The 25539-nt window shown below is 75.4% G+C and carries 17 protein-coding genes and 4 pseudogenes; 12 read left to right on the top strand and 9 right to left on the bottom strand.

From position 1 onward, the window contains the following. Positions 1 to 132: 132 nt before the first annotated feature. On the bottom strand, positions 133 to 1323 hold the full coding sequence (locus GTY84_RS16635; protein ID WP_161227057.1) for an AAA family ATPase: 1191 nt from the start codon (positions 1321 to 1323) through the stop codon (positions 133 to 135). Between the two features lie 1070 nt (positions 1324 to 2393). On the opposite strand from GTY84_RS16635, the pseudogene GTY84_RS16630 reads away from it, so the two are divergent. Both GTY84_RS16630 and GTY84_RS16625 read left to right on the top strand, forming a co-directional pair. Next, a pseudogene (locus tag GTY84_RS16630) lies at positions 2394 to 3341 on the top strand (hypothetical protein); the annotation flags it as partial. 134 nt (positions 3342 to 3475) lie between these two features. After that, complete coding sequence (locus GTY84_RS16625) at positions 3476 to 5092, top strand: DUF5691 domain-containing protein (RefSeq protein WP_161227056.1); 1617 nt, start codon at positions 3476 to 3478, stop codon at positions 5090 to 5092. 118 nt (positions 5093 to 5210) lie between these two features. On the opposite strand, the gene GTY84_RS16620 is transcribed toward GTY84_RS16625, so the two are convergent. After that, positions 5211 to 5627, bottom strand: a complete 417-nt coding sequence (locus tag GTY84_RS16620) for a cobalamin B12-binding domain-containing protein (RefSeq protein WP_161227055.1) — start codon at positions 5625 to 5627, stop codon at positions 5211 to 5213. Positions 5628 to 6153: 526 nt separating this feature from the next. On the opposite strand from GTY84_RS16620, the gene GTY84_RS16615 reads away from it, so the two are divergent. Together GTY84_RS16615 and GTY84_RS16610 are read left to right on the top strand one after the other, a co-directional pair. After that, positions 6154 to 7284, top strand: a complete 1131-nt coding sequence (locus tag GTY84_RS16615) for an alpha/beta fold hydrolase (protein ID WP_161227054.1) — start codon at positions 6154 to 6156, stop codon at positions 7282 to 7284. 187 nt (positions 7285 to 7471) lie between these two features. Continuing rightward, positions 7472 to 9199, top strand: a complete 1728-nt coding sequence (locus tag GTY84_RS16610) for a peptidoglycan DD-metalloendopeptidase family protein (protein ID WP_161227053.1) — start codon at positions 7472 to 7474, stop codon at positions 9197 to 9199. A gap of 135 nt (positions 9200 to 9334) precedes the next feature. Here GTY84_RS16610 and pcrA read toward each other — a convergent pair whose 3' ends face one another. Together pcrA and GTY84_RS16600 are read right to left on the bottom strand one after the other, a co-directional pair. Beyond that, the gene (gene pcrA, locus GTY84_RS16605) at positions 9335 to 11854 is read right to left on the bottom strand and encodes a DNA helicase PcrA (RefSeq protein WP_161227052.1); all 2520 of its coding nucleotides are present in this window, start codon (positions 11852 to 11854) and stop codon (positions 9335 to 9337) included. Between the two features lie 568 nt (positions 11855 to 12422). After that, positions 12423 to 12896 carry a hypothetical protein gene (locus tag GTY84_RS16600; protein WP_161227051.1) on the bottom strand — a complete coding sequence of 158 codons (474 nt, stop codon included), beginning with the start codon at positions 12894 to 12896 and terminating at the stop codon, positions 12423 to 12425. Positions 12897 to 13033: 137 nt separating this feature from the next. On the opposite strand from GTY84_RS16600, the pseudogene GTY84_RS16595 reads away from it, so the two are divergent. Beyond that, a pseudogene (locus GTY84_RS16595) lies at positions 13034 to 13388 on the top strand (C40 family peptidase); the annotation flags it as partial. A gap of 26 nt (positions 13389 to 13414) precedes the next feature. Then, a complete protein-coding gene (locus GTY84_RS16590) occupies positions 13415 to 14428 on the top strand; it encodes a tellurite resistance/C4-dicarboxylate transporter family protein (protein ID WP_161227050.1) in 1014 nt (337 codons plus the stop codon). Here the strand turns inward: GTY84_RS16590 and GTY84_RS16585 are convergent. Further along, on the bottom strand, positions 14406 to 14759 hold the full coding sequence (locus tag GTY84_RS16585) for a hypothetical protein (protein ID WP_161227049.1): 354 nt from the start codon (positions 14757 to 14759) through the stop codon (positions 14406 to 14408). The two genes, GTY84_RS16590 and GTY84_RS16585, sit on opposite strands and share 23 nt — an antisense overlap. A 339-nt stretch (positions 14760 to 15098) precedes the next feature. On the opposite strand from GTY84_RS16585, the gene GTY84_RS16580 reads away from it, so the two are divergent. Beyond that, positions 15099 to 16223, top strand: a complete 1125-nt coding sequence (locus tag GTY84_RS16580; protein WP_161227048.1) for a C40 family peptidase — start codon at positions 15099 to 15101, stop codon at positions 16221 to 16223. Between the two features lie 568 nt (positions 16224 to 16791). Here GTY84_RS16580 and GTY84_RS16575 read toward each other — a convergent pair. Together GTY84_RS16575 and GTY84_RS16570 are read right to left on the bottom strand one after the other, a co-directional pair. Then, entirely contained in the window at positions 16792 to 17535 is a 744-nt protein-coding gene (locus GTY84_RS16575; protein ID WP_161227047.1) for a response regulator transcription factor, read from the bottom strand. Next, positions 17532 to 18818, bottom strand: coding sequence for an ATP-binding protein (locus GTY84_RS16570; protein ID WP_161227046.1), 1287 nt, complete (start codon positions 18816 to 18818; stop codon positions 17532 to 17534). The genes GTY84_RS16575 and GTY84_RS16570 overlap by 4 nt, the downstream gene beginning before the upstream one ends. Positions 18819 to 18998: 180 nt before the next feature. Here GTY84_RS16570 and GTY84_RS16565 point away from each other — a divergent pair, with 180 nt between their 5' ends. Together GTY84_RS16565 and GTY84_RS16560 are read left to right on the top strand one after the other, a co-directional pair. After that, positions 18999 to 20411 (top strand): PspC domain-containing protein, encoded by a 1413-nt coding sequence (locus GTY84_RS16565; protein ID WP_161227045.1) that lies wholly within the window; start codon positions 18999 to 19001, stop codon positions 20409 to 20411. After that, positions 20398 to 20640: a hypothetical protein gene (locus tag GTY84_RS16560; RefSeq protein WP_161227044.1), complete on the top strand. Its 243-nt coding sequence runs from the start codon at positions 20398 to 20400 to the stop codon at positions 20638 to 20640. Before GTY84_RS16565 ends, GTY84_RS16560 begins: the two co-directional genes overlap by 14 nt. A gap of 12 nt (positions 20641 to 20652) precedes the next feature. On the opposite strand, the gene GTY84_RS16555 is transcribed toward GTY84_RS16560, so the two are convergent. After that, positions 20653 to 21210 carry a DoxX family protein gene (locus GTY84_RS16555; protein WP_161227043.1) on the bottom strand — a complete coding sequence of 186 codons (558 nt, stop codon included), beginning with the start codon at positions 21208 to 21210 and terminating at the stop codon, positions 20653 to 20655. A gap of 168 nt (positions 21211 to 21378) precedes the next feature. Further along, positions 21379 to 22674: a hypothetical protein gene (locus GTY84_RS16550; protein ID WP_161227042.1), complete on the bottom strand. Its 1296-nt coding sequence runs from the start codon at positions 22672 to 22674 to the stop codon at positions 21379 to 21381. A 213-nt stretch (positions 22675 to 22887) separates the two neighbouring features. On the opposite strand from GTY84_RS16550, the pseudogene GTY84_RS16545 reads away from it, so the two are divergent. The 3 genes and pseudogenes from GTY84_RS16545 to GTY84_RS16535 form a co-directional block, all read left to right on the top strand. Then, positions 22888 to 23595 (top strand): annotated as a pseudogene (locus GTY84_RS16545) (DUF4429 domain-containing protein); the annotation flags it as partial. Between the two features lie 468 nt (positions 23596 to 24063). After that, positions 24064 to 24183: pseudogene (locus GTY84_RS16540) on the top strand (SHOCT domain-containing protein); the annotation flags it as partial. A 638-nt stretch (positions 24184 to 24821) separates the two neighbouring features. Next, the gene (locus GTY84_RS16535) at positions 24822 to 25304 is read left to right on the top strand and encodes a pyridoxamine 5'-phosphate oxidase family protein (RefSeq protein WP_161227041.1); all 483 of its coding nucleotides are present in this window, start codon (positions 24822 to 24824) and stop codon (positions 25302 to 25304) included. Positions 25305 to 25539: the final 235 nt, after the last annotated feature.

Genomic DNA, 25539 nt, shown 5'->3' with positions numbered 1-25539 from the left:
GGGGGGTGCCGCCGCGGGCGCCCTCCCCGCCGGGCCCCTCCCCCGCCCCGGCAGCACCTCGTCGGCGCCGCGCGGGCGCCGGTCCGCCACCGGATGCCGCGGCGCCCCCTCCCCCGGCCGTCGGCGTGTCCCTCACGCGGCCACCTCCCGGCAGGCCCGGTAGAAGTCGCTCCAGCCATCGCGTTCGCGCACCACCGTCTCCAGGTACTCCTGCCAGACGACGCGGTCCCCCGCCGGGTCGCGGACGACGGCGCCGAGGATGCCCGCGGCGATGTCACCGGGCCGCAGCACCCCGTCGCCGAAGTGGGCGGCCAGGGCGAGGCCGCCGGTGACGACCGAGATGGCCTCGGCCGTGGACAGGGTCCCGCTCGGCGACTTCAGCTTCGTCCGGCCGTCGCCGGTCACTCCGTCGCGCAGCTCGCGGAAGACGGTCACGACGCGGCGGATCTCGTCGATGCCGTCGGGCGCGGCCGGGAGGTCGAGGGAGCGGCCGATCTGGTCGACCCGGCGCGCCACGATGGAGACCTCCGCCTCGGCGCTCTCCGGCAGCGGCAGCACCACGGTGTTGAAACGGCGGCGCAGGGCACTGGACAGCTCGTTGACCCCCCGGTCGCGGTCGTTGGCGGTGGCGATCAGGGTGAAGCCGCGGGCGGCCTGGACCTCCTGGCCCAGCTCCGGCACGGGCAGGGTCTTCTCGGAGAGGATCGTGATGAGGGTGTCCTGCACATCGGCCGGGATACGGGTCAGCTCCTCCACCCGGACGGCGCGGCCCTCCGCCATGGCGCGCATGACGGGGCTGGGCACGAGGGCCTCGCGGCCGGGCCCGTGGGCGAGCAGCCGCGCGTAGTTCCAGCCGTAGCGGATCGCCTCCTCCGGGGTGCCGGCCGTGCCCTGCACCAGCAGCGTCGAGTCGCCGCTGACGGCGGCGGCCAGGTGCTCGGAGACCCAGGTCTTCGCGGTGCCGGGCACACCCAGCAGGAGCAGGGCGCGGTCGGTGGCGAGGGTGGCGACGGCGATCTCGACGATGCGGCGCGGCCCCACGTACTTGGGGGTGATCACCGTGCCGTCGGGCAGGGTGCCGCCGAGGAGGTAGGTGGCGACGGCCCACGGCGACAGCCTCCAGCGGACCGGGCGCGGGCGGTCGTCCCGCGCGGCCAGCGCGGCGAGTTCGCCCGCGAAGGTCTCCTCGGCGTGCGGACGCAGCACCTCGGAACCGGGCACCGCCCCGGCGTCGGCCCCGGCCCGCCCCGCGTACTCGGGGCCCTTCTCCTCCGGGGCCCCGGAGCCGGGTCGTGCGGATGTCGGTTCTGCGGACACGGGCATGGCTGAGTCCCCCTCCAGCTCATCCGGTTCGTTCTGTGACCCACCGTGCACCACCCCACTGACAATCACTCTGACCTGCATGAACGCCCTCACCTGACCGGTTGTCGGTGGGGCCGTCTACCTTCGGTGGCATGACTCAGCGACGGGGGCGCGGGATCGTGGCGGAGGTGCCCGCGAGGGCACCCGACGCCGTGTCGCGCGAGGCGGGAGAGGGACCGGCAACGGCCGCGCGATGGACCGGAACGGGACGTTCCGGTGACGGGGCGGTGCGGGGGCCGTGCGAGGACGGGGCGGGCCCGCCGCGCCGCGTTGCCGCGTCCGTGCCGGACGGCGCGGAGCCGGTGCACGCGTGCGACTGCCCGGATGACGGCACCCTCCGCGCCCATGTCCGGGGGCTGCCGCGGCTCCGGGACGGCGGAGGGGAGGCCGCCGTCCCGCGCGGCACCCCGCCGGACCGGGCGCGCCACCGGCTCGGGGAGGGACGGGAACGGCCCGTGGCGGGGGGCACGGCCGATCCCACGGGGGCACGGGACAGTGCCACATCGCCGCCGGCGGCCGGGGGCGGCGCGGTACCTGAAACCGGGGGCGCGGGCCCGGGGTCGGAGGACGACGGACCGGCGGGCGGTGGCGCGGGTCCGGGGATGCCGGACGACGGGCCGGGGACCGGGGGCGGCGGGCCGGACGCCCGGGGCCGGGCACGCGAGGGTACGACTCCCCGCACGCGGGACGACGAACCGGGAACCGGAGGCGCGGGCCCGGAGACGGAAGGCGCCGGACCGGGAACCGAGGGCGACGGGCCAGAGGCCCGGGACCGGGCAGGCAGGGACGCAGGACCGACGGGCGGAGGCGCGACCCCAAGAACGGAGCACACCGACCCGGGAACCGGAGGCGCCGGACCGGGAGCCGGAGGCAACGGGCCAAAGGCCCGGGACCGGACGGGCAAGGGCGCGGGACCGACAGGCGAAGGCACAACCCCAAGAACGGAGCACGCCGACCCGGAAGCCGGAGACGACGACCCGGGGGCCGGAAACAACGGACCGGAGTCCCCGGGCCGGGCGGATGGGGTCGGCGATCCCGGGGCGGCGCGGCGACGGGCGGAGCGCCGTGCCGAGCGGATCACCTCCGGCGCCACGGAGCTGGAGCGGCGCCTCGCGGACCTGCTGCGCGGCGGCCTGGCCGGGGCGGAGGCCGCCGGGTACGGGATGTGGGAGGAGACGGCGGCCCGCATGGTCGACGCGCAGGCGCCGGGGCTGGCGGCGCGGGTGCGGGAGCTGGGGGCCGTACCGGCGTCCGGGCCGGGCTGGCCGGTGCGGCTGCTGGAGGAGTGCGCGCTGCTGCACCTCCTGGACCGGGGCTGGCTGCGCCGGGAGGAGCTGCCGGACGCCCTGGCCGCGGCGGTCCGCTCCCGCGTGGGCCTGCCGGCGCGGGCGGAGGGGCCCCCGGTGCGGGACCGCTGGCTGGTGCTCGCCCGCCACGACACCTCGGACCATCCCCTGACGGTCCGCCACACATGGCTGTACGGAACGGGGTCGGACCGCACCGTCCTCTGGCTGTCCTACGGGTCGCCGGGCCGGCCGCTGGAGCCCCCGTTGCCGGTGGGGCTGGCCCTGGACGCGGAGGTGACCGCGCGGCCGGGCGACGGCCGGGGACGGGTCGCCCTGGGTGAGCGGTTCGGGAGGCCCGCGCCGACACGGGCCCGTCCGCCGGGGGTGACGACGGGCGGGGCGGCGGCCCGGTACGGGGCGGCCCTGCGCGACGACCCCTGGCTGGAGTCGGTGCCGGTGACCCTGGAGCGGGCGGTGCCGGTCCGGGACGGCGACCGGTGGCACCTGGCGGACGCCGACGGGAACACGTCGCTGCCGCTCACCCCGGCGGCCCACGCCCGGGCCGGGCTGTGGCGGCTGGTCGCGCTGTCCGGTGGCGCGCCCCTGCGGGTCTTCGGGGAGTGCGGGCACCGCGGCTTCACCCCTCTGACCGCCTGGCCGGAGGCCCCGGGTCCGGTGGTGCCGCTGTGCTGACCCGTCCAGCGGGCCCGCGCGGGGGCGCGTCCGCTCCGGCCGTCCGGTCCGCCGCCGTACCGCCCGCGTCCGTGACCGCCCGGTCCCGTACGCCGTTCCCGGGCCCGCAGGCCCCGCCCACCGGAAGGAACCCGATGACCAGCACGGCACCGGTCCCCTCGGCCCCGCCGTGGGGGGACCTCGTCACCGCGGCCCTGCTCGGCACCGACCGGCGCACTTCCCCGGGGCTCGCCCCGGGCCGGGACGCGCCGGCCGCGCTGCTGGACGCGGCGGCCGTGGCGACCGTGCGCCGCCGGGCCGGGCTCCGCCCGGGGACCGCGGGCCGGCGCCTGGCCCCCGCCCCCGATGACCCGCGCCCCCGGGTGCCGGACGCGGCGGCGCGACGGCTGGCGGCGCTGCTCGCCGGCCGTCCCGGCACGGCGGGCGGGGGGCGCCGCGGCACGGCCCCCGACCTGGTGGAACTGCTGCCGCAGTGGCTCGCGACGGCGAACGCGCAAGGCTACGCGCCGCCGCCCGAGGCGCTGCCCGCCCTGCTGGACGCGGCGCGGGCGCGGACGGACCTGCGCCCGGAAGCGCTGCGGTTCGCCGGGCCGCGCGGTCTGTGGCTGGCCGGGCTGAACCCGGACTGGCGCTTCGCCCTGCGCACGACGTCCGGCGGGGCCGCCGCCACGACCGGCCCCGGGAGCGGGGAGCGGGTGCGGCGGCTGTGGCGGGAGGGCCTGTTCGCGGAGCGCGTCACCCTGCTGTCGGCGCTGCGGTCCCGTGAACCGGCGGCGGGCCGCGAGCTGCTCACCGGGACCTGGGCGACCGAGCGGGCCGAGGACCGGCTGATGTTCCTGGACTCCCTGCGTGTGGGGCTGTCCGAGGCCGACGAGCCGTTCCTGGAGCGGGCGCTGACCGACCGCAGCCGCACCGTCCGGGCCACGGCGGCGGAGCTGCTGACCGCCCTGCCGCGCTCGGCGCTCGCGACCCGGATGGGCGCCCGGGCGCTGGTCTGCGTCTCCCTGGACCGCACCGTCGGCGCCCCTGCCGTCGTGGTGGAGGCCCCCCACGAGTGCGATCCGGGCATGGAGCGGGACGGCGTGGTGGCGCGGCCCCCCTCCGGCCGGGGCGAGCGGTCGTGGTGGTTCGGCCAGGTGGCGGAGGCGGCGCCGCTCGGCATCTGGTCCGCGCGGCTGGGCGGGAGGACCCCGGAGGAGATCGTCGCCCTTCCGGTGCGGGACGACTGGCGGGGCGAACTCCACGCGGCCTGGTGCCGGGCGGCCGTACGGCAGCGGGACGCCCGGTGGGCGCGGGCCCTGCTGGGCTCCCCGACGGCACCGGAGGCGGGCGGTCCGGGGGCGGTGTCCCTGGCCGAACGGGCGAGGCTGCTCGACACCTTGGAGACCGGGGAACGGGCCGACTGGGTCGCCGGGTTCATCGGCGCCCACGGGCTGTCCGAGGCGTTCCAGCTGCTCGGCGTGTGCGCGGTGCCGTGGGCCGCACCGCTCGGCCGGGCCGTCGTCGACGCGCTCAACATCGCACGGGACGCGGGGAGTTACCCCTGGAGCTTCAGCGGCGTGATGGGCCTGGCGGAGCGCTGCCTGGACCCCGGCGAGACGGCCCGGCTGGACGGCCTGCTGGCGGTGCCGGACGAGCCGGAGGACGCGTCGCCCGGCGCCGGGAGCTACTGGGCGGAGGCGTTCCAGCGCCTGGCCCGGACGCTGCGGCTGCGGGCGGTGATGACCGAGGAGCTGGCGGCGGACGGGTGACCGGCGCCAGGGGCTCCCGGTGGGCCCGGCGGACCTCCGTCCGCCGGTCCTGCGGGCGGCGCGCCCCGTACCGCCGGGGCGGTGGGCGCCGCCGGGGCCGGTGGGCGCCGCCGGGGGCTCACGCCTCCGCGGGCTCCCGGACGTTCGCCCGGACCCACTCCACGATCGACGCGGTCGTCGCGCCGGGCGTGAAGATCTCCGCGACGCCCTTCTCCTTCAGCGGCGCGATGTCCGCCTCCGGGATGATGCCGCCGCCGAAGACCAGGATGTCGGCCGCGTCCCGCTCCTTGAGCAGTTCGATCACCGCGGCGAAGAGCGTGTTGTGCGCGCCGGAGAGGATGGACAGCCCGATCGCGTCGGCGTCCTCCTGGATCGCGGTGCCCACGATCTGCTCCGGGGTCTGGTGGAGGCCGGTGTAGATGACCTCCATACCGGCGTCGCGCAGGGCCCGCGCGATCACCTTGGCCCCGCGATCGTGGCCGTCGAGCCCCGGCTTGGCCACCACCACGCGGATCGGACCGGCTGCCACACCCATCACTGCCTCCATGAAGCGACTACATCCATCCGTACCGTCAAGTACCGCACACATCACCCGCGCCGTACAGCAGGAGCACGTCACGCCCGGGGCGCACGGCCCGCCCGGCACCGGCGGGCGCCCCCGATGTGCGGGGCCGCCGTACCGCGCCGCCCGCGGAGCCGACCGGGGAAGTGAACGAACGTTATCGCCAGCATCCCGCAAGCCGCCGTGTCATGGTGCGGACAGAGGGGGAAATCACACGGTGACACCTCCCCGCCGCGCACGGTCGCCGGGCGCCGCGGCGACACCACCCGCAGCCGGAGCCATGCGTTCCGGGCGCCGCGGGGCGCCCCCGGGCGGGCAGCGGCGCCACAGGCACCCCGGGCGCCACCGCCGTACCATCGAGAGACCGGCAACACCCGCACAGAGATCCGCACCCTTCGCTCCTCTCTCGCACAGACCGGCGATCACCGGCGTTTTCGGCTCTCCACCAGGGCACCCGGGGACAGAGATGTCCCGCGGCGTGCCGACAGGAGGTCGGTCCATGAAGGTCACGACGGCGGCACTGCCCCTTCTCCCGTTCTGCCAGCGCCTCCTCCCCTCCATCCCCTCCCTGCCGGACCTGCCCGGAATCTTGGGTCTCCCCGGGCTCTCGTCACTCCCGGGGCTCTCTGGGCTCACCGACGGCCTGGCCGGACTCCCGGGGCTGTCGGCCCTGTCGGCCCGCCCCTCGCTCCCCGACCTCTCGGGCCTCTCGGGCCTCTCGGGCCTCCCCTGGCTCTCGGGGATCGCCGCGCTCCCCGGGCTGACCGGCCGGCTGACCGGCTCCTCGCTTACCTTCCTCAAGGCGACCGCGCTGGAGACCGCGATCCTCGCCGGACACCTGCTCCTCTACCCCTCGGGCATCGTCCAGGAGCGCCGCCCCGACCCCTGGCCCCCCGGCACCCCGGCCTCCGGCCCCGGACCGGCGCCGTCCCCGCCCCCGTCCCCGTCCCCGTCCCCGCTGACGCTCACGGCCCGCCCCCCGGTGGTGCTGCTGCACGGCTTCATCGACAACCGCTCCGTCTTCCTGCTGCTGCGCCGCAGCCTCGCCCGGCACGGCGGGCAGCCGGTCGTCTCGCTCAACCACTCGCCGCTGGCCGGCGACATCCGCGCCGCCGCGGAACTGCTCGCCGGATACGTCGAGGAGATCTGCGGGCGCACCGGCACCGAGCGGGTCGACCTCGTCGGCCACAGTCTCGGCGGGCTCATCGCCCGTTACTACGTGCAGCGGCTCGGCGGCGACCTCCGCGTCCGCACCTGCGTGACCCTCGGCACGCCGCACACCGGGACCCGGGTGGCGCCGCTGGCCAACGCCCATCCGATCGTGCGGCAGATGCGCCCCGGCTCGGCGGTGCTGGAGGAGCTGGCCCGCCCGGCGCCCGGCTGCCGCACACGGTTCGTGAGCTTCTGGAGCGACCTGGACCGGGTGATGGACCCGCTGGAGGCGGCCCGCCTCGACCACCCCGACCTGACGGTGGAGAACGTGCGGGTGAGCGGCATCGGACACCTCGCCCTGCCGGTGCACCCGGCGGTGGCCACCGGCATCCGGCAGGCCCTCGACGCCTCCGGACCGCTCCCGGAGGCGGGCGAGGGCCTTCCCCCCGGCTCCGTCGGGGGCATCACCGTGGCCTGATATCCCCCATTCGCCTCGAACATCCGTCGAACACAAAGCCAAGGTCCTGCCCCCAACCGCCGAATCACGGCCGATCGCCCGCTTCGCCCGCACGCGAAACCCGCGGAAGATTGTCGCGCCCGCATACCGCCGGGTACAGTCGCCGCACTGCTCTGGCAGCCCTGTTGTCGAGGCGAAAGAGAAGTTGGTGAACGACCGTCACCCTCCGGGGGGCACCATCACCCCGGGCCCGGCCTCCGACGCCTCCGCGGAGCACTACGCGCCGTACGGCACCGGGGAGCCCGTCCACGGCGACCTCACCACGTACGCCACCCACGACACCACCGGTTTCACCACCGGCGGCCACGGCACCGGCGCCTTCGCCACCGACCCCCTCTTCGGCGCCCTCGCCGCGCAGGACACCGGCGGGTACGGCACCGGCGGCGGATACGGCACGCCCGGCGTCCAGGACACCGCCCAGTGGTCCACCGGCGGCCACCGGACCCTCCACCACGACGGTTACGCCGCCCAGGACCACGGCGCCCACGACACCGGCACGTACGGCACCACCGGCTGGACGGCGGCGTACGCGCCGGCCGACGCCGCCTCCGCGCAGGGCGCCGCCACCGGGACCACCGGCCAGTGGGAGACCGGCCAGTGGGAGACCGGCGCCTGGACGTTCCCGGAGCCCTCCGGGGGACCGGCCGACAACACCCAGCAGTGGACCTGGGACACCCGGACCTTCGACACCGGTTCGCTGGCCACGGGCACCTTCGCGACCGGTTCCCTCGACACCGGCACCTTCGCGACCGGCACCTTCGCCACGGGTCCGGCGGTCTCCGGCGTGTTCCCCGCCGACGCCTTCACCCCGGACGCCTTCGCCTCCGGCACCGCCGACACCGGCGCCTACGACGCCACGCAGTGGAACTCCGACGGCGGCGCCACGACCGGCGCCACCGACCCGGAGCCGCCCGGCACCCGGGCCGACGGCGCCCCCGGGGAGACGCCCGCCCCGGACGCGGACGCCCCCGGCGCCTCCCCGGACGGCGGTGGGCCCGCCACACGCGAGGACGGCCTGGCCGACACCGGTGAACTGCCCGCCGTGGCCGACCTGCTGGAGGAGCAGGAGGAGCGGGGGCCACGTGTCCCGGCCCCCCGTACCGCCGCCTCCCACGGAGGGTCCCGCTCCCGGCGCCGCCGTCCCGCCAAGCGTTCTGCCCTGCTGACCATCGCCGTGCCCTCGGCCTGCGTGATGAGCGTGGCCGGGATCGCGGCGGCCTCGGTCGGCGGCCTGACCGGCGACGAGGGCGCCGGGACCCGGGCCGCGGCGGCCGACGACATCGACCCGGACGCCCAGCCGGTGCGGCCGTCCACCGCCAACAACCGGCTCGACACCCAGCTCACCAGCCTCGCCGCCGGGGCCGACGACTTCGCGGACCGGGCCAGCCGGACCCAGGAGCGGATCGACCTCAAGGCCGAACAGGTCGCCGAGAAGAAGCGCGCGGCGGAGGAGGCGGCCCGCAAGGAGCGGCTGCGCCCCAAGTTCGCGCTCCCGGTGGCGCAGCACGGGCTCAGCGCCTACTACGGCCAGGCCGGCATCAACTGGATGTCCGTGCACACCGGCATCGACTTCCCCGTCAGCTACGGCACGCCGGTGATGGCGGCGACCGACGGCACGGTGCGCACCCAGTTCAACTCCGCCTACGGCAACATGCTGATCCTCACCGCGAAGGACGGTACGGAGACGTGGTACTGCCACCTCTCCACGTACCACGTGCCCTCCGGCACGCCCGTGAAGGCCGGCGACCGGATCGCGTACTCGGGCAACTCGGGCAACTCGACCGGACCGCACCTGCACTTCGAGGTGCGGCCCGGCGGCGGCGCCGCGATCGACCCGCTGGCCTGGCTGCGCAGCCACGGCGTCGACCCGTCCTGACCCACCGCGGCGGGTCCGCCACCGCGCACGTCCCGGGCCGGCCCACCACACTCCCGTCCGGCCGGACGGCTCCGCCGGGGCACGGCCCGCGCCGACGGGCCCGAGCGGCGCGCGACCGCCCCCGGGCCCGGCCGCTCAGAGCTTCTCGACCGGCGCGTACCGCAGCAGCAGCCGCTTCGGCTTGGTGTCCCCGAAGTCGACCGTCGCCTCGGCGTTGGCCCCCGTGCCCTTCACCCCGACCACCGTGCCCAGCCCGAACTGGTCGTGCGTGACCCGGTCGCCGACCGCCAGCGACACCGTCGGCTTCTCGGCGGTGCGCCGGGTGGCGAAGCCGGAGGCGCCCGACGCCGAGGAGCGGGAGCGGGACGACGACAGCGACGCCGCGATCCCCGACACCGGCCCGGAGGACACCGGCGCGCTCGCACCGGTCCTCTTCCACTCCAGGTGGGGCGCCGGGATCTCCTCCAGGAAGCGCGAGGGCGGGTTGTACGAGGGCTGCCCCCAGGCGCTGCGCAGCGTCGACCGGGTCAGGTAGAGCCGCTCGCGGGCGCGGGTGATGCCGACGTAGGCGAGGCGCCGCTCCTCCTCCAGCTCCTTGGCCTGGCCGAGGGCGCGCATGTGCGGGAAGACGCCGTCCTCCATGCCGGTGAGGAAGACGACCGGGAACTCCAGGCCCTTGGCGGTGTGCAGGGTCATCAGGGTGACGACGCCGCCGCCGTCCTCCTCGTCCGGGATCTGGTCGGAGTCCGCGACCAGCGCGACCTTCTCCAGGAAGTCGGCCAGGGTGCCCCCGGGGGCCGTGCCCTCCGCGTCCCCGGCACCCTCCGCCGCCTCCGCGCCCGCGCCGCGCTCCTGCTCGAACTCCAGGGCGACGGCGGCGAGTTCCTGGAGGTTCTCGATGCGCGTCTCGTCCTGCGGGTCGGTGGACGCCTGCAACTCCGCCAGGTAGCCGGTGCGTTCGAGTATGGCCTCCAGGACCGTGGCCGGACCGGCGCCGGACTCGACGATGGTGCGCAGGTCCTCCATCAGGGTGTTGAAACGCTTGACCGCGTTGGCCGACCGCGCGGCCATCCCGTACGCCTCGTCGACGCGCCGCAGCGCCTGCGGGAAGCTGATCCGCTCCCGCTGGGCGAGGGCGTCGATCATCGCCTCCGCGCGGTCGCCGATGCCGCGCTTGGGCACGTTGAGGATGCGGCGCAGCGGCACCGAGTCCTCCGGGTTGGCGAGCACCCGCAGGTAGGCCAGGACGTCCCGGACCTCCTTGCGCTCGTAGAAGCGGACGCCGCCGACGACCTTGTACGGCAGACCGACGCGGATGAACACCTCTTCGAAGACCCGGGACTGGGCATTGGTCCGGTAGAAGACGGCGACGTCACCGGCGCGCGCGTCGCCCGCGTCGGTGAGCCGGTCGATCTCGTCGGCGACGAACTGCGCCTCGTCGTGCTCGGTGTCCGCGACATAACCGGTGATCGTCGCGCCCGCGCCCTGGTTGGTCCACAGGTTCTTGGGGCGGCGCGACTCGTTGCGCTCGATCACGGCGTTGGCCGCGCTGAGGATGGTCTGCGTGGAGCGGTAGTTCTGCTCCAGCAGGATGGTGGTGGCGTCCGGGTAGTCCTCCTCGAACTGGAGGATGTTGCGGATCGTCGCCCCGCGGAAGGCGTAGATCGACTGGTCGGCGTCGCCCACGACGCACAGCTCGGCGGGCGGGACCTCGGCCTCCGGCGGCACCTCGACCGGGTGCTCACTGGTGCCGACCAGCTCACGGACCAGGGAGTACTGGGCGTGGTTGGTGTCCTGGTACTCGTCGACCAGCACGTGCCGGAAACGGCGGTGGTAGTGCTCCGCGACGTCCGGGAAGGCGCGGAGCAGATTGACCGTCGTCATGATCAGGTCGTCGAAGTCGAGGGCGTTGGCCTCGCGCAGCCGGGACTGGTAGAGGGCGTAGGCCTGGGCGAGGGTCTTCTCGAAGCCGTCGGCGGCCTGGGCGGCGAAGTCCTCCTCGTCGATCAGCTCGTTCTTGAGGTTGCTGATCTTGGCGCTGAAGGACTTGGGCGGGAAGCGCTTGGGGTCGAGGTCGAGATCGCGGCAGACGAGGGCCATCAGGCGCTTGGAGTCGGCGGCGTCGTAGATCGAGAACGACGAGGTGAAGCCGAGCCGCTTCGACTCGCGGCGCAGGATGCGCACGCAGGCGCTGTGGAACGTCATGACCCACATCGCGTTGGCGCGCGGGCCGACGAGCTGCTCGACGCGCTCCTTCATCTCGCCCGCGGCCTTGTTGGTGAAGGTGATCGCGAGGATCTGGCCGGGGTGGACATCGCGCTCGGCGAGCAGATGGGCGATGCGGTGGGTGAGCACCCGGGTCTTGCCGGAACCGGCACCGGCCACGATGAGCAGCGGAGTGCCGGAGTGCACGACGGCGGCGCGCTGGTTCTCGTTCAGCCCCTCCAGGAGGGCCGCCGGGTCGAGCACCGGGCGCGGGGCACCGTTGCGGTAGTGGGTGTCCCGCTCCGGCGGGGTGTCGAACCTCCCGCCGAACAGGTCGTGCGGGACCGGCTCCGCGGCGTGGTCGTCCTCGGGCGGGGGCGGGGGCTCCTCCTCGTGGCCCGCGGGGGCCTGGAGGCTCGCCAGGAAGCTGTCGTCAAAGAGGCTGCTCATCGCTCTCCGAGTCTAGGCCGCCCCACCGACAACGGGTCCCCGCCCCGGAAATTCCCCCACGGGGGGCGGGGGTGACGGCGACCGCCGGTGACGGTTCGGCGGGTGGCGGGCCTGCCCTGCGGGCGGTGACGGTTCGCCGGCGGTGGCGGAACCGCGGTGGGCGCGGTGACGCGGTGGGCCCGGTGACGCGGTGACGCGGCCCGTGCGGGTGCCCCGGCCGGTACTGCCGTCGCCGACGGGGCCGTGGTGCCGGTGCCGACGTCATCGCCGGTGCCGGGTCGTGGCCGGGGGCGTCCCGGGGGGCGGGGCCGGGGTTCGCCGCCGGGGCCGGGGCCGGGGTCAAGGTGGGGATCGGTGCCCTCCGCCACCGGTGTTCCGGAAGGGGCGCGGGACCCTTCGTCCGCACCGCCGCGCTTCGGCACGCCTCCGGCCCCTGCGCCGCGCGCCGGGCTCACGGGGTGCCGGGTGCCCCGGGCGCCGGACGTCCCGGTCACCGGAGCCGTCCGCCGGTCCCGTCGGAGAGCCCCGGCCGACTCCTTGGCACCTGCGTGCGACGCCGCCCGTCCGGTCACGGCCAGCCGACCGCGCCGTCGCGCACCACCAGCGGCTCGGCCGACGACGACTCGTAGAAGCGCGTCCAGCCCAGAACGACGCCGCCGTCCTCCCGCCGGTGCCGGTCGGCCGCTTTGGCGGCGAGCCAGCACAGCAGGTCGCCGACGAGATCGAACGCGTCGGGGTGGATCTCCTGCCGACTGGTCAGCGCCCACCCGCCGGGCCGGGCGCCCTCACGGCGGCACAGCGCAGAGACGAGCGCGCCGCCCACCCGGTACGCCGCTCCGCCACCGTCCAGGAGGGGCCGGGGATCGTCCCCGGCGACGGGCTCGCCGTCGGGGCCCTCGACGCAGACCGGGAACGCGGTCACGATGCCCGGCACCTCGGGCGCGGGCCCGAGCCCGAGGTGCCAGCGCAGCTCGGCGGCCTCGCCTTCGGACAACTCGTCGCGCAGGTCCAGCGTGAGCGTCAGCTCGTAGAAGTCGGCCATGTCCGCAGGCTAACGAGGGGGTCGGACAACGGGAGCGGCGCGGTTCGGCCCCGCCCGGAGCGGAGCGACAGAGGCCCGCGGTCCCGCCCGGGCGCGGAAGCGGTGGCGGTACCGCCGCGCCCGCGCCCACCCCCGGGACCACGGCGGTCAAGGCCATCGCCTTCGCCCGCGCGCAGACCGGCAAGCCGTACGTCCGGGGCGCCACCGGCCCCGGCTCCCACGACTGCTCCGGTCTCACCCAGGCCGCCTGGAAGGCCGCCGGCGTCGGCCTGCCGCGCACCACCCACGACCAGGTCGCCTTCGGCACCACTCTCCCCCTGGCCCGGGCCAGCCGGGCGACCTCGTCTTCTTCTACGCCGACGTCACCCACGTGGGGCCCTGCATCGGGGACGGCACGATGATCCACGCGCCGAAGCCGGGAGCGTGCGTCCGCGAGGAATCCGTCTACTACGAGGTGAGTCGTCCATCCACAGCGTGGTGCGACCGGCTTGATCCGCGCGGCTCTCTAGCATCGCCCCATGTCCACCACCGCCACCCGCTCCGCCCCGCGCATCTGGCTGGCGCGGCGCCCGCCCGCCGCCGGGGCCGCCGTGATGGCGACCGGCATCGTGTCGGTCGCTCTCCATCTGACCGGGCACGAGACGACGTCCCGTGTCGTGCTGGCACTGGCCTGCGCCGCCTGGCTCGGGCTCGCGGTGAACTTCGTCTCCCTGCTGCTGACCGACCTGGCGAAGTGGGCCGACCGGGCGGGAACCCCGGGCGCGCTGACGGCCGTCGCGGCCACGACCGTGGTCGGCACCCGCTTCGCGCTGCTCGGCTGGACGTCCCTGGCCGCGGCGGGGCTCGCCCTGGCCGCTCTGCTGTGGCCCACCCTGCTGGTGCTGGTCGTACGGAACTGGGGGCGCCGGATGCCCGGTGCGGTGTTCCTGGGCTGTGTCGCCACGGAGGGGCTCGCGGTGCTGGCGGCGACGCTGGGCGCGACGACCACGACGGCCTGGCTGGTGCACGCCGCGCTCGTGCCCTTCTGGCTCGGCCTGGTGCTCTACCTGATCGCCCTGTTCCGCTTCGACCCGCGGCAGGTCGCCCGGGGGGCCGGCGACCACTGGGTCGCGGGAGGGGCCCTCGCGATCTCCACGCTGGCCGGTGCCAAGCTGCTCGCCGCCGCCCGCACGGACATGTACCTGTGGACCGACGACGTCCAGTCCGTCCTGCACGACGTCACCGTCGGCCTGCTCGCGCTCGACCTCGCCTGGTACGCCGTCCTCGCCGTGGCCGAGGTGGTGTGGCCGCGGTTCGACTACGACGTGCGCCGCTGGTCGACCGTCTTCCCCCTCGGCATGACGGCGGCGGCCACCCTGTCCGTCTCCGCCGCCATCACCGTGTCCTGGCTGGACGGACCGGGGCGTGCGCTGGTGTGGGTGGCCGTCGCCGCCTGGCTGGCCGTCGCCGCGGGCGCGGTGGCCGCGGCCCGGACCGAACTGCGGTCCATCGCGCGGGAACCGGCCGGGGTCAGGTCCACAGCACGGCGATGAAGATGTTCACCAGCGTCAGCAGGCCCACCAGGCCGAACAGCGGCTTCTCCACCCGCTCCTCGTCGCGCTTGACGTAGACCAGGCCGAGGATGACGACCAGCACGGCCAGCTTCACGCCGATCTTGATGTTGTCGACGGAGTAGTCCTGGGCCTGGTTGAGCCCGACCAGCACCACCCCGGTCACCAGCATGGTCAGCGCGCCGTGCAGCATGGCGGGGACGAAGCGGGCGGTGCCCTGGCCCATCGCCTTCATCTGGGTCAGGAAGCCGCCGAGCAGCGCGGCGATGCCGACGATGTGCAGACCGACGAAAACGTGGATGAGTACGTCCATGGTTCCGGAGCCTAGCCAGCGCCCCTCCCCGCTCCGACACCGGCCCGCCCCGCGCCGGTCTCCGCCCACCGCCCGCCGCGCGCACCCCCGCGCTCCGGAGCACTCCCATAGCAGTCCGTCACCCCCGGCCGGCCCCGATCCGGCAATACGGTCATCACCCCCGGCCCGTCGGCGCACCCACCGCTCCCCCCGCGATCACTCCCGGTCGCCGAACGGTCCCGTGCCGCCAGTTCCGTCCTTTCCGCCACCGGCCCGGCACGACCCGGCCTAGCGTCCTCCCGCAGCGGATGACCGGACCCGGACGGCGGGCCGGTCCGTACGGAAGGACGTGAACCCCTGGTGGCAGCGCATCGCAGGCCACGGCAGCGCGCGACGGGCACCGGAGCGGCCCGCACGGCGGTCGCCCTCACTCTCGCCGGAGCGGCCACCGCCGCCGGGCTGGGCGCCGGGACCGGACACGCCGCCCCGGAGCCCGCCCCGGCGCAGGCCGGGGCCACGGTCGACCGGCTCTACCGGGAGGCCGAGGCCGCCACCGAGAAGTACAACGGCGCCAAGGAGCGGGCCGACTCCGCCGAACGGCGACTGGAGCGGCTGCGCGACGAGGTCGCCCGCAGGGAGGACCGGCTGAACACCGCCCGCGAGACGCTCGGCTCGGCCGCCGCCGCCCAGTACCGCGGCGGCGGACTCGGCCCCGCCCTGCGCCTCGCGCTCTCCTCCGACCCCGACCGCTATCTGGACGGCGCCGCCCTCGTCCAGCGCGTCGGCACCCGGCAGAAGGCGGCCGTGGGCGCGGCCCGCGCCCAACTGCGGGAGATCGAGCAACTGCGCGGTGCCGCCCGCATCGAACTGGCCGCCCTCACCTCGCGCCGGGCCGAACTGGAACGCCACCGCGACACCATCACGGCCAGGCTCGCCGCGGCCCGCCGCCTCCAGGCCCGGCTGGACGCCGAGCGGCGCGCCCGGCTCGGCCCCGATCCCGCCTCGGCCTCCCCCGCTTCCGCCGCTTCCGCCGACGGCCGGGCCCTCCCGGCCCCCTCCGGCCTCCCGGGGGCTCCTGGGCCCCATGCCGGAGCGCCGGGGTCCGCCCCGCGCACCCCGGGCGACCCCGCGCCGGGCTCCCGCGCCGCGGCGGCCGTCGCCTACGCCCACCAGAAGCTCGGCAGCCCCTATGTCTGGGGCGCGGCCGGCCCGCACGCCTTCGACTGCTCCGGCCTCACCCAGGCCGCCTACCGCGCGGCGGGGGTGTCCCTGCCACGCACCACCTACGCCCAGATCGGCGCCGGGCAACGCGTCCCCCGCTCCCAGCTCCGCCCCGGCGACCTCGTCTTCTTCTACCCCGGGGTCACCCATGTGGGCATCTACGTGGGCGGCGGCCGGATGATCCACGCCCCGAACCCCTCGGCTCCGGTGCGCCTGGCCCCCATCGACGAGATGCCCTTCGCCGGGGCCACCCGAGTGACCTGACCCCCCGCCCCGTCCCCCTGCGGCACGCCGGTCCGCCGCTCCGGTGGGACACCCTCGGTCCGCCGCCCGCGGGTCCGCTGACCCACGGCGCACCGGCACCGTGGCACACCACCCCGGTCCAGCGGGACCCGTTCGGCACCGGTGCCGGTACTGGTGCCGGTGCCGGTGCCGGTGCCGGTGCCGGTGCCGGTGCGAACGGTGGGAGGTCGGGGGCCCGAGCCGAAAGGTAGAGGGCCGAGCAGCCCGAGCCGGGAGGTCGAGGGTCGACCCACCGGAGCCGGGAAGCCGAGGTTCGGGTGACCCAAGCAGGAAGCCGGGGGCGGCCACCAGACCTGGAAGCCGAGGTTCGGGTGCCCCGGGCAGGGAAGCCGGGGTCGGCCGCCGGAGCTGGAGGGCCAGGAGTTCGGATGGCCCGAGCAGAAGCCGATGTTCGGGCCATCGGGGCAACGGGACCGGGGTTCAGGCCGCCGGAGTCCAGGCGGTGGACGCGACGACGATCACTCCGGGGCATCCTCGTGCCGCCCGGCGCCGTCTCCTTTCGATGCCTGCCGGCCCCAGGCGCCCGACGTCACACCAGTCGGCGGGCCGTCGCCCAGCGGGTCAGTTCATGGCGGTTGGACAACTGGAGCTTGCGCAGCACGGCCGAGACATGCGACTCCACCGTCTTCACCGAGATGTAGAGCTGCCGGGCGATCTCCTTGTACGCGTAGCCGCGGGCGATCAGGCGCAGCACCTCCCGCTCGCGCTGGGTGAGGCGGTCGAGGTCCTCGTCGACCGGCGGGGCGTCGGTGGAGGCGAAGGCGTCGAGGACGAACCCGGCCAGGCGCGGGGAGAACACCGCGTCCCCCTCCTGGACCCGGAAGACGGAGTCGACCAGATCCGTACCGGTGATCGTCTTGGTGACATAGCCCCGCGCACCGCCGCGGATCACCCCGATCACGTCCTCCGCCGCGTCCGAGACCGACAGGGCGAGGAACCGGACGGGCCGCTCCGCGTCGGCCATCAGCGGGGCGCAGCGCCGCAGCACCTCGACCCCGCCGCCACCGGGAAGGTGCACGTCGAGCAGGACGACCTCGGGTCGCGTCGCGGTGATGACGGTGACCGCCTGGTCGACGTCGGCCGCCTCGCCGACGACCTCGACCCCGGTCTGCGCGGTCCGGCCGATCTCGGCCTGGACGCCGGTGCGGAACATGCGGTGGTCGTCGACGAGGACCACCCTCACATGGCGCTCCGCCCCGCCGCCCGCCGTCCCCTCGGACCCGGCCGCCTCGCCCGTTCCGCCCGTTCCGTCCGTCTCGGTCGGCTCGTTCATGACGTCTCCGCCCTCTCCATCTCCAGCTCGACCTCCGTGCCGCCGTCGGGCACCGCGCGCAGCCGCGCCGTGCCGCCGTTGCGCTCCATACGGCCGATGATCGATTCTCTGACGCCCATCCGGTCGGCGGGTATCGCGTCGAGGTCGAAGCCGGGGCCGCGGTCGCGGACGGACACGAAGACCGTCCTCCCCTCGACCTCGGCGTAGACCTGGACGGCCCCGCCGTCGCCACCGTACTTGGCCGCGTTCACCATCGCTTCGCGCGCGGCCTGCATCTGTGCCCCGATCCGGTCGTCGAGCTGACAGTCGCCGACGACCACGACCTCTATGGGCACACCGTGTTTGTCCTCGACCTCGGCGGCGTTGCGCTTCACGGCCTCCGCGAGGGTGGCCGGCTCGTCGTCCTCGTCCTTTCCGTTGCCCTCCGGTTTGTAGAGCCAGGCCCGCAGGTCCCGCTCCTGGGCCCGGGCCAGGCGGCGCACCTCGCCCGCGTTCTCCGCGTTGCGCTGGATCAGGGTCAGGGTGTGGAGCACCGAGTCGTGCACATGGGCCGCGACCTCGGCGCGCTCCTGGGCCCGGATGCGCATCAGCCGCTCCTCGGAGAGGTCCTGGGTCATCCGCACCAGATAGGGACCGGCGAGGAGGGTGATGCCCACGAGCACGGCCAGGGCCGCCTGCAGGACGGAGCCGAGGTGGGCGGCGGACCCCTGGAGGACGAAGATGCCGGTGACACCGGCGGTGACCAGCAGGACGCCGACGACGGACCGCAGCAGGGTGACCGTCCGCCCGTGGCGTCCCACCTCGGCCCAGCGGGCCCGGCGCGCGTTGTCCGCCTGGCGCCAGACCAGGGCGACGCCCGCGCCGACCAGGACCGTTGGCCAGAGGTAGGCCTTGGCCCCGTCGCCCAGATTGACGTTGCCCACGAAGACCATGGCCGCCACGACCATGAGGAGCAGGGCGACGAGCTGCCCCTTGTCCGGCCTGCGGGCGACCACGCGGCGCCGGCCGTCCGCCGAGACCTCGGTGGTGACGAAGGACGGCGGCTTCTGCGTCTCGACACCGCCGACCCCGAGCGGCACGAAGAACCAGAACGCCGCGTAGAGCAGGGCACCGAGACCGTCGGCCATGAAGAGGCCGACGAAGACGAGGCGGACCCAGACGACGGGCAGGCCGAGATGGCCAGCGAGCCCCCGCGCCACGCCACCGAGCCAGCGTCCGTCACCGCTGCGGTAGAGCTTGCGCGGCGGCCGCGGTTCGACGAGTGGTGCTGCGGCTTCCGGCATGCCAATGATGGTCACACGGCGGATCGGGGGCGGGCATCAGGGTCGGTCCCCGAGACACCCCTGATCTTCGCCCGGCGCGTCGCCCCCGCTGGACCCCAAGGCTGCCTCGGGGCCGATATCAGGGACGGACCAGGGTTGTACCGGCTGCCGCCACGCCGCCCCGCCCGTCACCATGGACCCATGACAGATCACGAGCACGCCGCGACGGGTACGGGACCCGGCCACGGACCGCGTTCCGCACCGGGCGCCGGGCCGCGGGACACCGCGTCCGCCGCGGCCGGCGTCCCCGGCGGCGGCTCCGGGGCCCCGGGCTCCGACGCCCCGTTCCGCCGCGACCGGCGGCACAAGACGCTGGCCGGGGTCTGCGCCGGTCTGGGGCGGCAGTGCGACATGGATCCGGTGATCTTCCGGATCACGCTCGCGGTGCTCTCCGCGACGGGCGGCATCGGCCTCATCTTCTACGGCTTCGCCTGGCTCTTCGTCCCGTACGAGGACGAGGACGAGAACGAGGTGCGCAAGCTGCTGACGGGCCGGGTCGACGGCCAGGCGCTGGCGGCCGTGATGTTCGCCCTGGTCGGCTGCGGGGTGTTCCTGACCATGCTGAAGAACGGCGGGGTGCTCACCTTCGCCGTGCTCCTCTCCCTCGTCCTGGCGGGGGCCGGCTACTGGTCGCGGCAGCGAGGGGCGGCCGATCCGGACCCGCTCTCCGCGCAGGCCGCCGCCGACGCCCCCCCGGAGGCGCAGGCGCCGCCCATCTCCTTCCACTGGCCGTCCTGGTGGCGGGACCCGATAGTCAAGGACGGCACCCACGTCGGGGGGACGGGATATCTGTGGGGCCCCGAGGACGCCCCCGCCCCGAACGCCGAGCGGGCCCTCGACATCAGGGTCGATCTCAAGGCCTTCCCCTGGTACACGGACAAGGGGAGCGGCAGCCACTGCTCCCGGCGGCCGCGGTCCCGCGATCCCCGGGGCATCGGCGGCTGGGTGTTCCTCCTCGCACTGCTCGCCGGCTTCCTCGGCACCCGGCTGACCTGGGACGACCATCCGCTCGGGGTCAGCCTGCAGACCGGGCTGTCCTGCGCGCTGGCCGTCTTCGGCATAGGCATCGCGGTCAGCTCGTTCCTCTGCCGCACGGGAGCGGGGACGGTCTTCCTCGCCATCGTCACGGCGGGCCTGCTAGCCGGAGCCACACTGCTGCCGCCCGACGCCGGTACGCACTGGAGGAACACCACCTGGCAGCCCACCACCGTGGCCGATGTCCGGACGCTGTACGAGATCGGCACGGGTACGGGCACCCTGGACCTGTCCCGGCTGAAGCTGCCGGAAGGCCAGAAGCTGGCCGCACGGGCGGAGGTGGGCGTGGGACGCATACGGGTGGTCGTGCCGAAGGAGGTGACCGTGCGGCTGAGCGTGGAGGTCGGACTGGGCGACATCCAGTTGCCGGGCGACAACGCGAAGGACGTGGACGTGGCGCCCCGCAAGCACCGGGAGCTGACCCTGCCGGGCACCCCGGGCGGCGCCGGGGCGGGCACGGTCGACCTCGATCTGCGGGTCGGCGTGGGACAGGCGGAGGTGAGCCGTGCTGCGTCATGACTTCCAGCCCGGCCGACTGGTCGTCGGGCTCACCCTGATCCTGGCGGGCGTGCTCTACGCCGGTGATGCGACTGGCTCGTGGGACATCCCGTGGTTCGTGCTGTTCCCCGTCATGTCGGCCGGGCTCTGCCTCGCGGCCACGGCGGGCCTGGCCGCCCGCGGCATACGTCGTCGCCGGGTTTCGCCGGACGAGCGGCAGGGGGTACCCGGCGCGGATCCGCCGGAGTGACGGGCGGCCGGGTCAGACGCCGGGCAGGCGTCGGCGGCGGCGCCGGTGCAGCGCCGCGTCCAGGGAGAGCACCGGGGCTCCGGCGAGGAGGAGAGGCAGCCAGGCCATGAGGTAGACCAGGTCGTTGCCGTAGTAGTAGGGGTCGGTGGCCCAGCTCACGGTCAGCCAGAGGCTCAGTGAGATCAGCGCGCCGCCCAGCGCGGCCAGGCGGGTCAGCAGACCGAGCAGGACGCCGATGCCGACGGCCAGTTCACCGAGGGCGATGGCGTACGCGAAGCCGGGCGGGCTCTTCAGGGCCAGGTCGACAAGGGCGGGGATGGCCGAGGAGTCGCGGACGGCACGCATGGTGTCGCCGATGGAGCCGGCGCCGGAGTCCTTCGGGAAGGCGCTGTCGGTGAGCTTGTCCAGGCCCGCGTAGAGGAAGGTGACGCCGAGGAAGATCCGCAGCGGGAGGAGCGCGTACCGGGAGACACCGGCCCGCCATCCCCCGCCCCCGTCGGCGGCACCGCCGAAGCCACCGCCGCCACCGCCACGGAAGGAGTGGGTGCCCGTATGCGTGTCGTGGTTCATCGTCGTCAGTCGCCTCTCGCCCGCCGGACCGGCCGCCGCGATCCGACGATACGTGCGGGGCGCGGGCGGTGCTCGGTACGGGTGGGGCGGTTTCCGATCCGGGCCCGCCGGTGGGTGCCCGGCGGGCCGGTGAAGGGGCGGAGGGACCGCCGGTGGGGGGCGGTGGGGTCAGTCGGTCACGTCGATGGCGTAGCGGTTGGTCTCGACGCCCGCGCCCGTGACCACCTGGACGTCGACGCGTCCCGGTTCGACGTCGGCGGGGACCGGCACGGTCAGCAGGTCGTCGGCGGGGTTGCTGAAGCCGCCGGGTACGGGGACCAGTGGCACATGGACGTTGACGGTGCCGATGCGGACGACCATGCGGGCCAGCCGGTCGGCGCGCTGGGCACCGGGCGGGACGAATCCGGCACCGCGGATCTCGATGTCGTCGCCGGTGCGGATGGGGGCGTCCAGGTCGCCCGCCTCCCGGGACCGTACGACGGAGAGGATGACCGGGCGGCCGCCCTCGGCGTACTTGCCGGCCAGGTAGGTGGCCGCCGAGATGAGCACCACCACGGCCAGGCCCCAGGGCAGGTCGGGCAGTTGCTCCGGCCGCCGGGCCAGCCGGACCGCCGCGAAGACGAGGGCGACGGCGCTGATGACGACGTACTGGATGTCGGCGAAGGTGCCGCGCCCGGCGTCGTCGGTCAGCAGGTCGGCCGCGCGCGGCCGGTCGGCGCGGATCTTCTGCAGGCGCTGCGCGAGGACACGCAGGCCGACCACGCGGCGCACCAGGACCGCGATGCCGCACACCACCGCGAGGACGGTGACCGCGCCGGCGCCGCGGGCCAGTTCGAGACCGGAGATCAGCGCGTCCCGCTCGGCGTGCCCGGAGGCGGCGGCCAGTTGTCCGACGAGCACGAGAACGGCGTAGGCGACGAAGAGCACCCAGGCGACGGCCACCGCGCGGGAGGTGGAGAGGCGGTTGTCCTCACCGACTACCGGAGCCAGCGCCCCGCCGCGCGCCCGGTGGAACCAGGCGGCGGCGGTGAGCGCGCCGGCCACGACCAGGGCGGCGGCGAGTCCGGCGGTGCGTGCCGCCGTCCAGCCGGGGCCGATGGCGGTGAGGGCCTGCGTCAGCAGCAGCGCGACGACCACGGCCCACACCAGGCCCACCGTGCGGCGCCGGAGCCCGGCGAGCCAGGCGGCACCCTCGGCGCGGGCGCGTTCGGCGACGAGGTCGGCGGACTGGGCCAGTTCCTCCGAGACCCACTGCCGGGAGGCGGAAGCCGAGTGGGCGACCGCGGCGGGGAGTCCCTGCCCGGCGGCGAACTCGTCGCGCCGGAGCAGGAACGCGGCGACCGCGCGGCGATGCCCCTCGCGGGCGCCGTGCGGGCAGTCCCCGCAGGCGCAGCCGCCTCCGTGTGCCGCCTCGTACCTGTCCCCGTCCGAGCCACTGCCGTGTCTCGCCTCCTGCACCGCCACGCCCGACGCCCGCCTTCCCGAACCCTGCGTCACCAACCGCCCGCACCACCGCGCCACGTCCGGCCCGATGCCCTCGACGGATTCTCCAAGTACCTTGGGATGACAGCGAATTGTGCCGCATACCGCACCCTTCGTGTTCGGCGCCCCCGGTCGCCTCTGCTCAGGCCGGGTGATGTGCCCGCCGTCGTGTTGACCGGCTGCCACAATTCCTCCATGACCGCGATCATCCAGCGTGACGGGACCTGGGCCTTCGACGGAAGCTCGGTGCGGATCACGCCGGGGCTCCACCGCTCGGTGTCTCTGTTCCGCCGGACCTGTGGGGAGATCCGTGTGCCGCTGACGGCGGTGGCGGGCATCGCCTTCGCCTCGGACGGCCGGGGCGGGCGCCTGAGCCTGCGGCTGCGCGAGGGCGCCGACCCCCTGCTTCAGACGACGGGCGGGCGGCTGCCCGAGGCGGCGGACCCGTACCGGCTGGTGGTGGACGCCGACCGGGCCGGGGTCGCGGAGTACCTGGTCGACGAGGTCCGCCGGGCACTGCTGCTGGACGGGGTGCCCGAGGAGCCGGCCGGGGAGTATCTGCTGCCGGGGCCGCCGGTGCCGGTGTCGGTGCGGTCGTCCGACGGGACGGTCTCCTTCGACGGCACCCGGGTGCGGATGGACTGGGCCGACACCTCCGCCCGGAGCAAGCGCGCCACCGGGCCGCTGGTGATCGGGGCCGGGGAGCTGGTGCGGGTCGAGTGGGTGCCCAACTCACTTCAGCGGAACGGTTTCCTGCGCTTCGTCACCCGGGAGTCGGAGCGGCACGGGCGGCTGCCGCCGAAGAAGGACCCCCTCGCGCTGGACCTGTGGGGCAGTCCCCGCCGTGATCTGCTGACGGCGCTGGTCGCGGCGGCGGTCACCGCGCGGCTGCCGCATCCGTCGCGCGAGGGCGAGGCCGTGTTCCCGGGGTCCGCCGCGCCGGTGCGGGAGGCCGAATCGGGCGCGGGAACCATGGCGGGCGTCGGATCGACGTCCGGCACGGGGCCGACGCCGGACACGCGCCCCATGCCGGCCATGGGACCGACGCCGGGCGCGGCGCCGACGCCGGGCGCGGGACGGCCCCACGTGACCGACGCGACCGACACGGCTGCGGAGCCCGTGGCGCACATGGCGCTCCCGGGGCCGCTCGACGACTCGGCGCCCGTTCCGTCGCCCCGTCGGGGTTCTTCGACGTGCGAGGAGTCGGCGGCGTCGCCGTGCCCGGAGCCGGGCGTGGTCCGTTCTCCCGCTCCGGGAGTGTCCCCGGCCGGGGTGGCCGAGTCGCCCCGGGCGAGGGGGACGGCGCCCACGCCCGCCTCGGCATCCGCGTCGGCGCCCGCGCCGATGGCCGGGGCGGAGGACACCGCGTCGGCGGCGCATCACGACGTGCTGCTGCGGCGGCTGCGGGAACTGGGTGAACTGCATCGCGCCGGTGTGCTCACGGACGAGGAGTTCACGAGAACGAAGGCAGCCGTGCTCCGCGGCTTCTGATCGGCACTTCCCCCGACATGCACGACGGTCGGCACCGCGCCTGCCCCGGACCACCTCCCCGTCGGGTGCCCGAGGACCCACCCCCGCAGGTGCCCTGGGAACCCGCCCCCTCGGCGAGCGGCTCCGTCGACCCGCCCGGTCGCCCCCGCTCCCTCAACGCCCACCCGGTCGACGCCGTCCGGTCGGCCCCCGCTCTCTCAACGCCCACCGGGTCGGCGCCTGCTCCGTCGGCCCCGCTCCGTCGGCGCTCCGCCGCCACCCGTCCCCGTGGCCACCGCCCGTTGCCACCGCCTCGGCGGTGCGTCTCCCGCCGTGCCCCGGTTCCCCGAGCGGCCCGGCAGCGTCGGTGCCCCGCCACTTCGGCACGGCACCGCATTCCCCGGCATCCCACCTCCGCGTGTCCGTGCCCCGCGAGCACCGTGCCGGGAGCACCGCTCCGGTCCGCGCCGGAGCCGTGCCGGGAGCACCGCTCCGGTCCGCGCCGGAGCCGTGCCAGGCCCGCGCCGGGCCGTTCCCGTCCGCCTCGGCGTCCGGCCGAGCCCCCGCCGTCACCCCCGTCACCCCTCTTGCCCCCCGACGTCCCGCATCCGGGCGTATACGCGACAGAGGGTGTCGGGATTCGGCGCGAGACTCGGCGTATGAGACCGAGCACCACCGCCCGCTGGGCGGACTTCGTCGCGGCCGAGCCCGAGTTGGCCGCCACAGTCGAGGCGCGCTTCGACGCGTACACCCATCACACGCTGGCCACCCTGCGGAGTGACGGTTCGCCCCGGACGTCGGGGATGGAGGTGCGGTTCTGGGACGGCGAGATGTGGTTCGGGATGATGCCGGACTCGGCCAAGGCGCTGGACCTGCGCCGGGATCCGCGCTTCGCCTTCCAGGCCAATACGGGCGAGGGCACGGCGATGGGCGGCGGGGACGTCCGGATCAGCGGGCGGACGGTCGAGGTGGAGGACCCGGCGGCCAAGGGCGGATACGTGAAGGAGGTGGAGCCGCCGGAGCCGTTCCACCTCTTCCGCGCGGAGCTGACGGAGGTGGTGCGGACCCGTGCCGACGAGCAGTGCCTCGTGATCCAGATCTGGCGGCCCGGCGCACCCCTGCGCACGGTCCGGCGCACCTGACACCGCGCGAACCACGCCCCACGCGCCCACCCGGCACGCCGGTCCCCACCCGTGCCCCGGCCCCGCCCGTCCGTCCCACGCGTTCCACCCGCCCCACGGCACCTCCGCCGGGCGTCCGGAACGCGTCCGGAACGGCATCCGGCCCAGCGTCCGCCGCGGGCCCGGAACGCGGAAGACCCGGGGGAACCGGCCGCCAAGGACCGGCTCCCCCGGGTCACCCCGGGAGCCCCTCGCT

It is taken from the genome of Streptomyces sp. SID8352 (assembly GCF_009862265.1).
Taxonomy (GTDB): Bacteria; Actinomycetota; Actinomycetes; order Streptomycetales; family Streptomycetaceae; genus Streptomyces.
The sequence above is the reverse complement of the archived record's forward strand: the minus strand, read 5'-3'. Positions and strand labels throughout refer to the sequence as shown.

Coding starts and splice junctions, on each gene's coding strand:
- GTY84_RS16570 (WP_161227046.1), bottom strand. CDS start 18,818: ATGCCGGAAGCCGCAGCACCACTCGTCGAACCGCGGCCGCCGCGCAAG.
- GTY84_RS16590 (WP_161227050.1), top strand. CDS start 13,415: ATGTCCACCACCGCCACCCGCTCCGCCCCGCGCATCTGGCTGGCGCGG.
- GTY84_RS16600 (WP_161227051.1), bottom strand. CDS start 12,896: ATGGCCGACTTCTACGAGCTGACGCTCACGCTGGACCTGCGCGACGAG.
- pcrA (WP_161227052.1), bottom strand. CDS start 11,854: ATGAGCAGCCTCTTTGACGACAGCTTCCTGGCGAGCCTCCAGGCCCCC.
- GTY84_RS16565 (WP_161227045.1), top strand. CDS start 18,999: ATGACAGATCACGAGCACGCCGCGACGGGTACGGGACCCGGCCACGGA.
- GTY84_RS16625 (WP_161227056.1), top strand. CDS start 3,476: ATGACCAGCACGGCACCGGTCCCCTCGGCCCCGCCGTGGGGGGACCTC.
- GTY84_RS16555 (WP_161227043.1), bottom strand. CDS start 21,210: ATGAACCACGACACGCATACGGGCACCCACTCCTTCCGTGGCGGTGGC.
- GTY84_RS16585 (WP_161227049.1), bottom strand. CDS start 14,759: ATGGACGTACTCATCCACGTTTTCGTCGGTCTGCACATCGTCGGCATC.
- GTY84_RS16615 (WP_161227054.1), top strand. CDS start 6,154: ATGAAGGTCACGACGGCGGCACTGCCCCTTCTCCCGTTCTGCCAGCGC.
- GTY84_RS16620 (WP_161227055.1), bottom strand. CDS start 5,627: ATGGGTGTGGCAGCCGGTCCGATCCGCGTGGTGGTGGCCAAGCCGGGG.
- GTY84_RS16575 (WP_161227047.1), bottom strand. CDS start 17,535: ATGAACGAGCCGACCGAGACGGACGGAACGGGCGGAACGGGCGAGGCG.
- GTY84_RS16635 (WP_161227057.1), bottom strand. CDS start 1,323: ATGCCCGTGTCCGCAGAACCGACATCCGCACGACCCGGCTCCGGGGCC.
- GTY84_RS16535 (WP_161227041.1), top strand. CDS start 24,822: ATGAGACCGAGCACCACCGCCCGCTGGGCGGACTTCGTCGCGGCCGAG.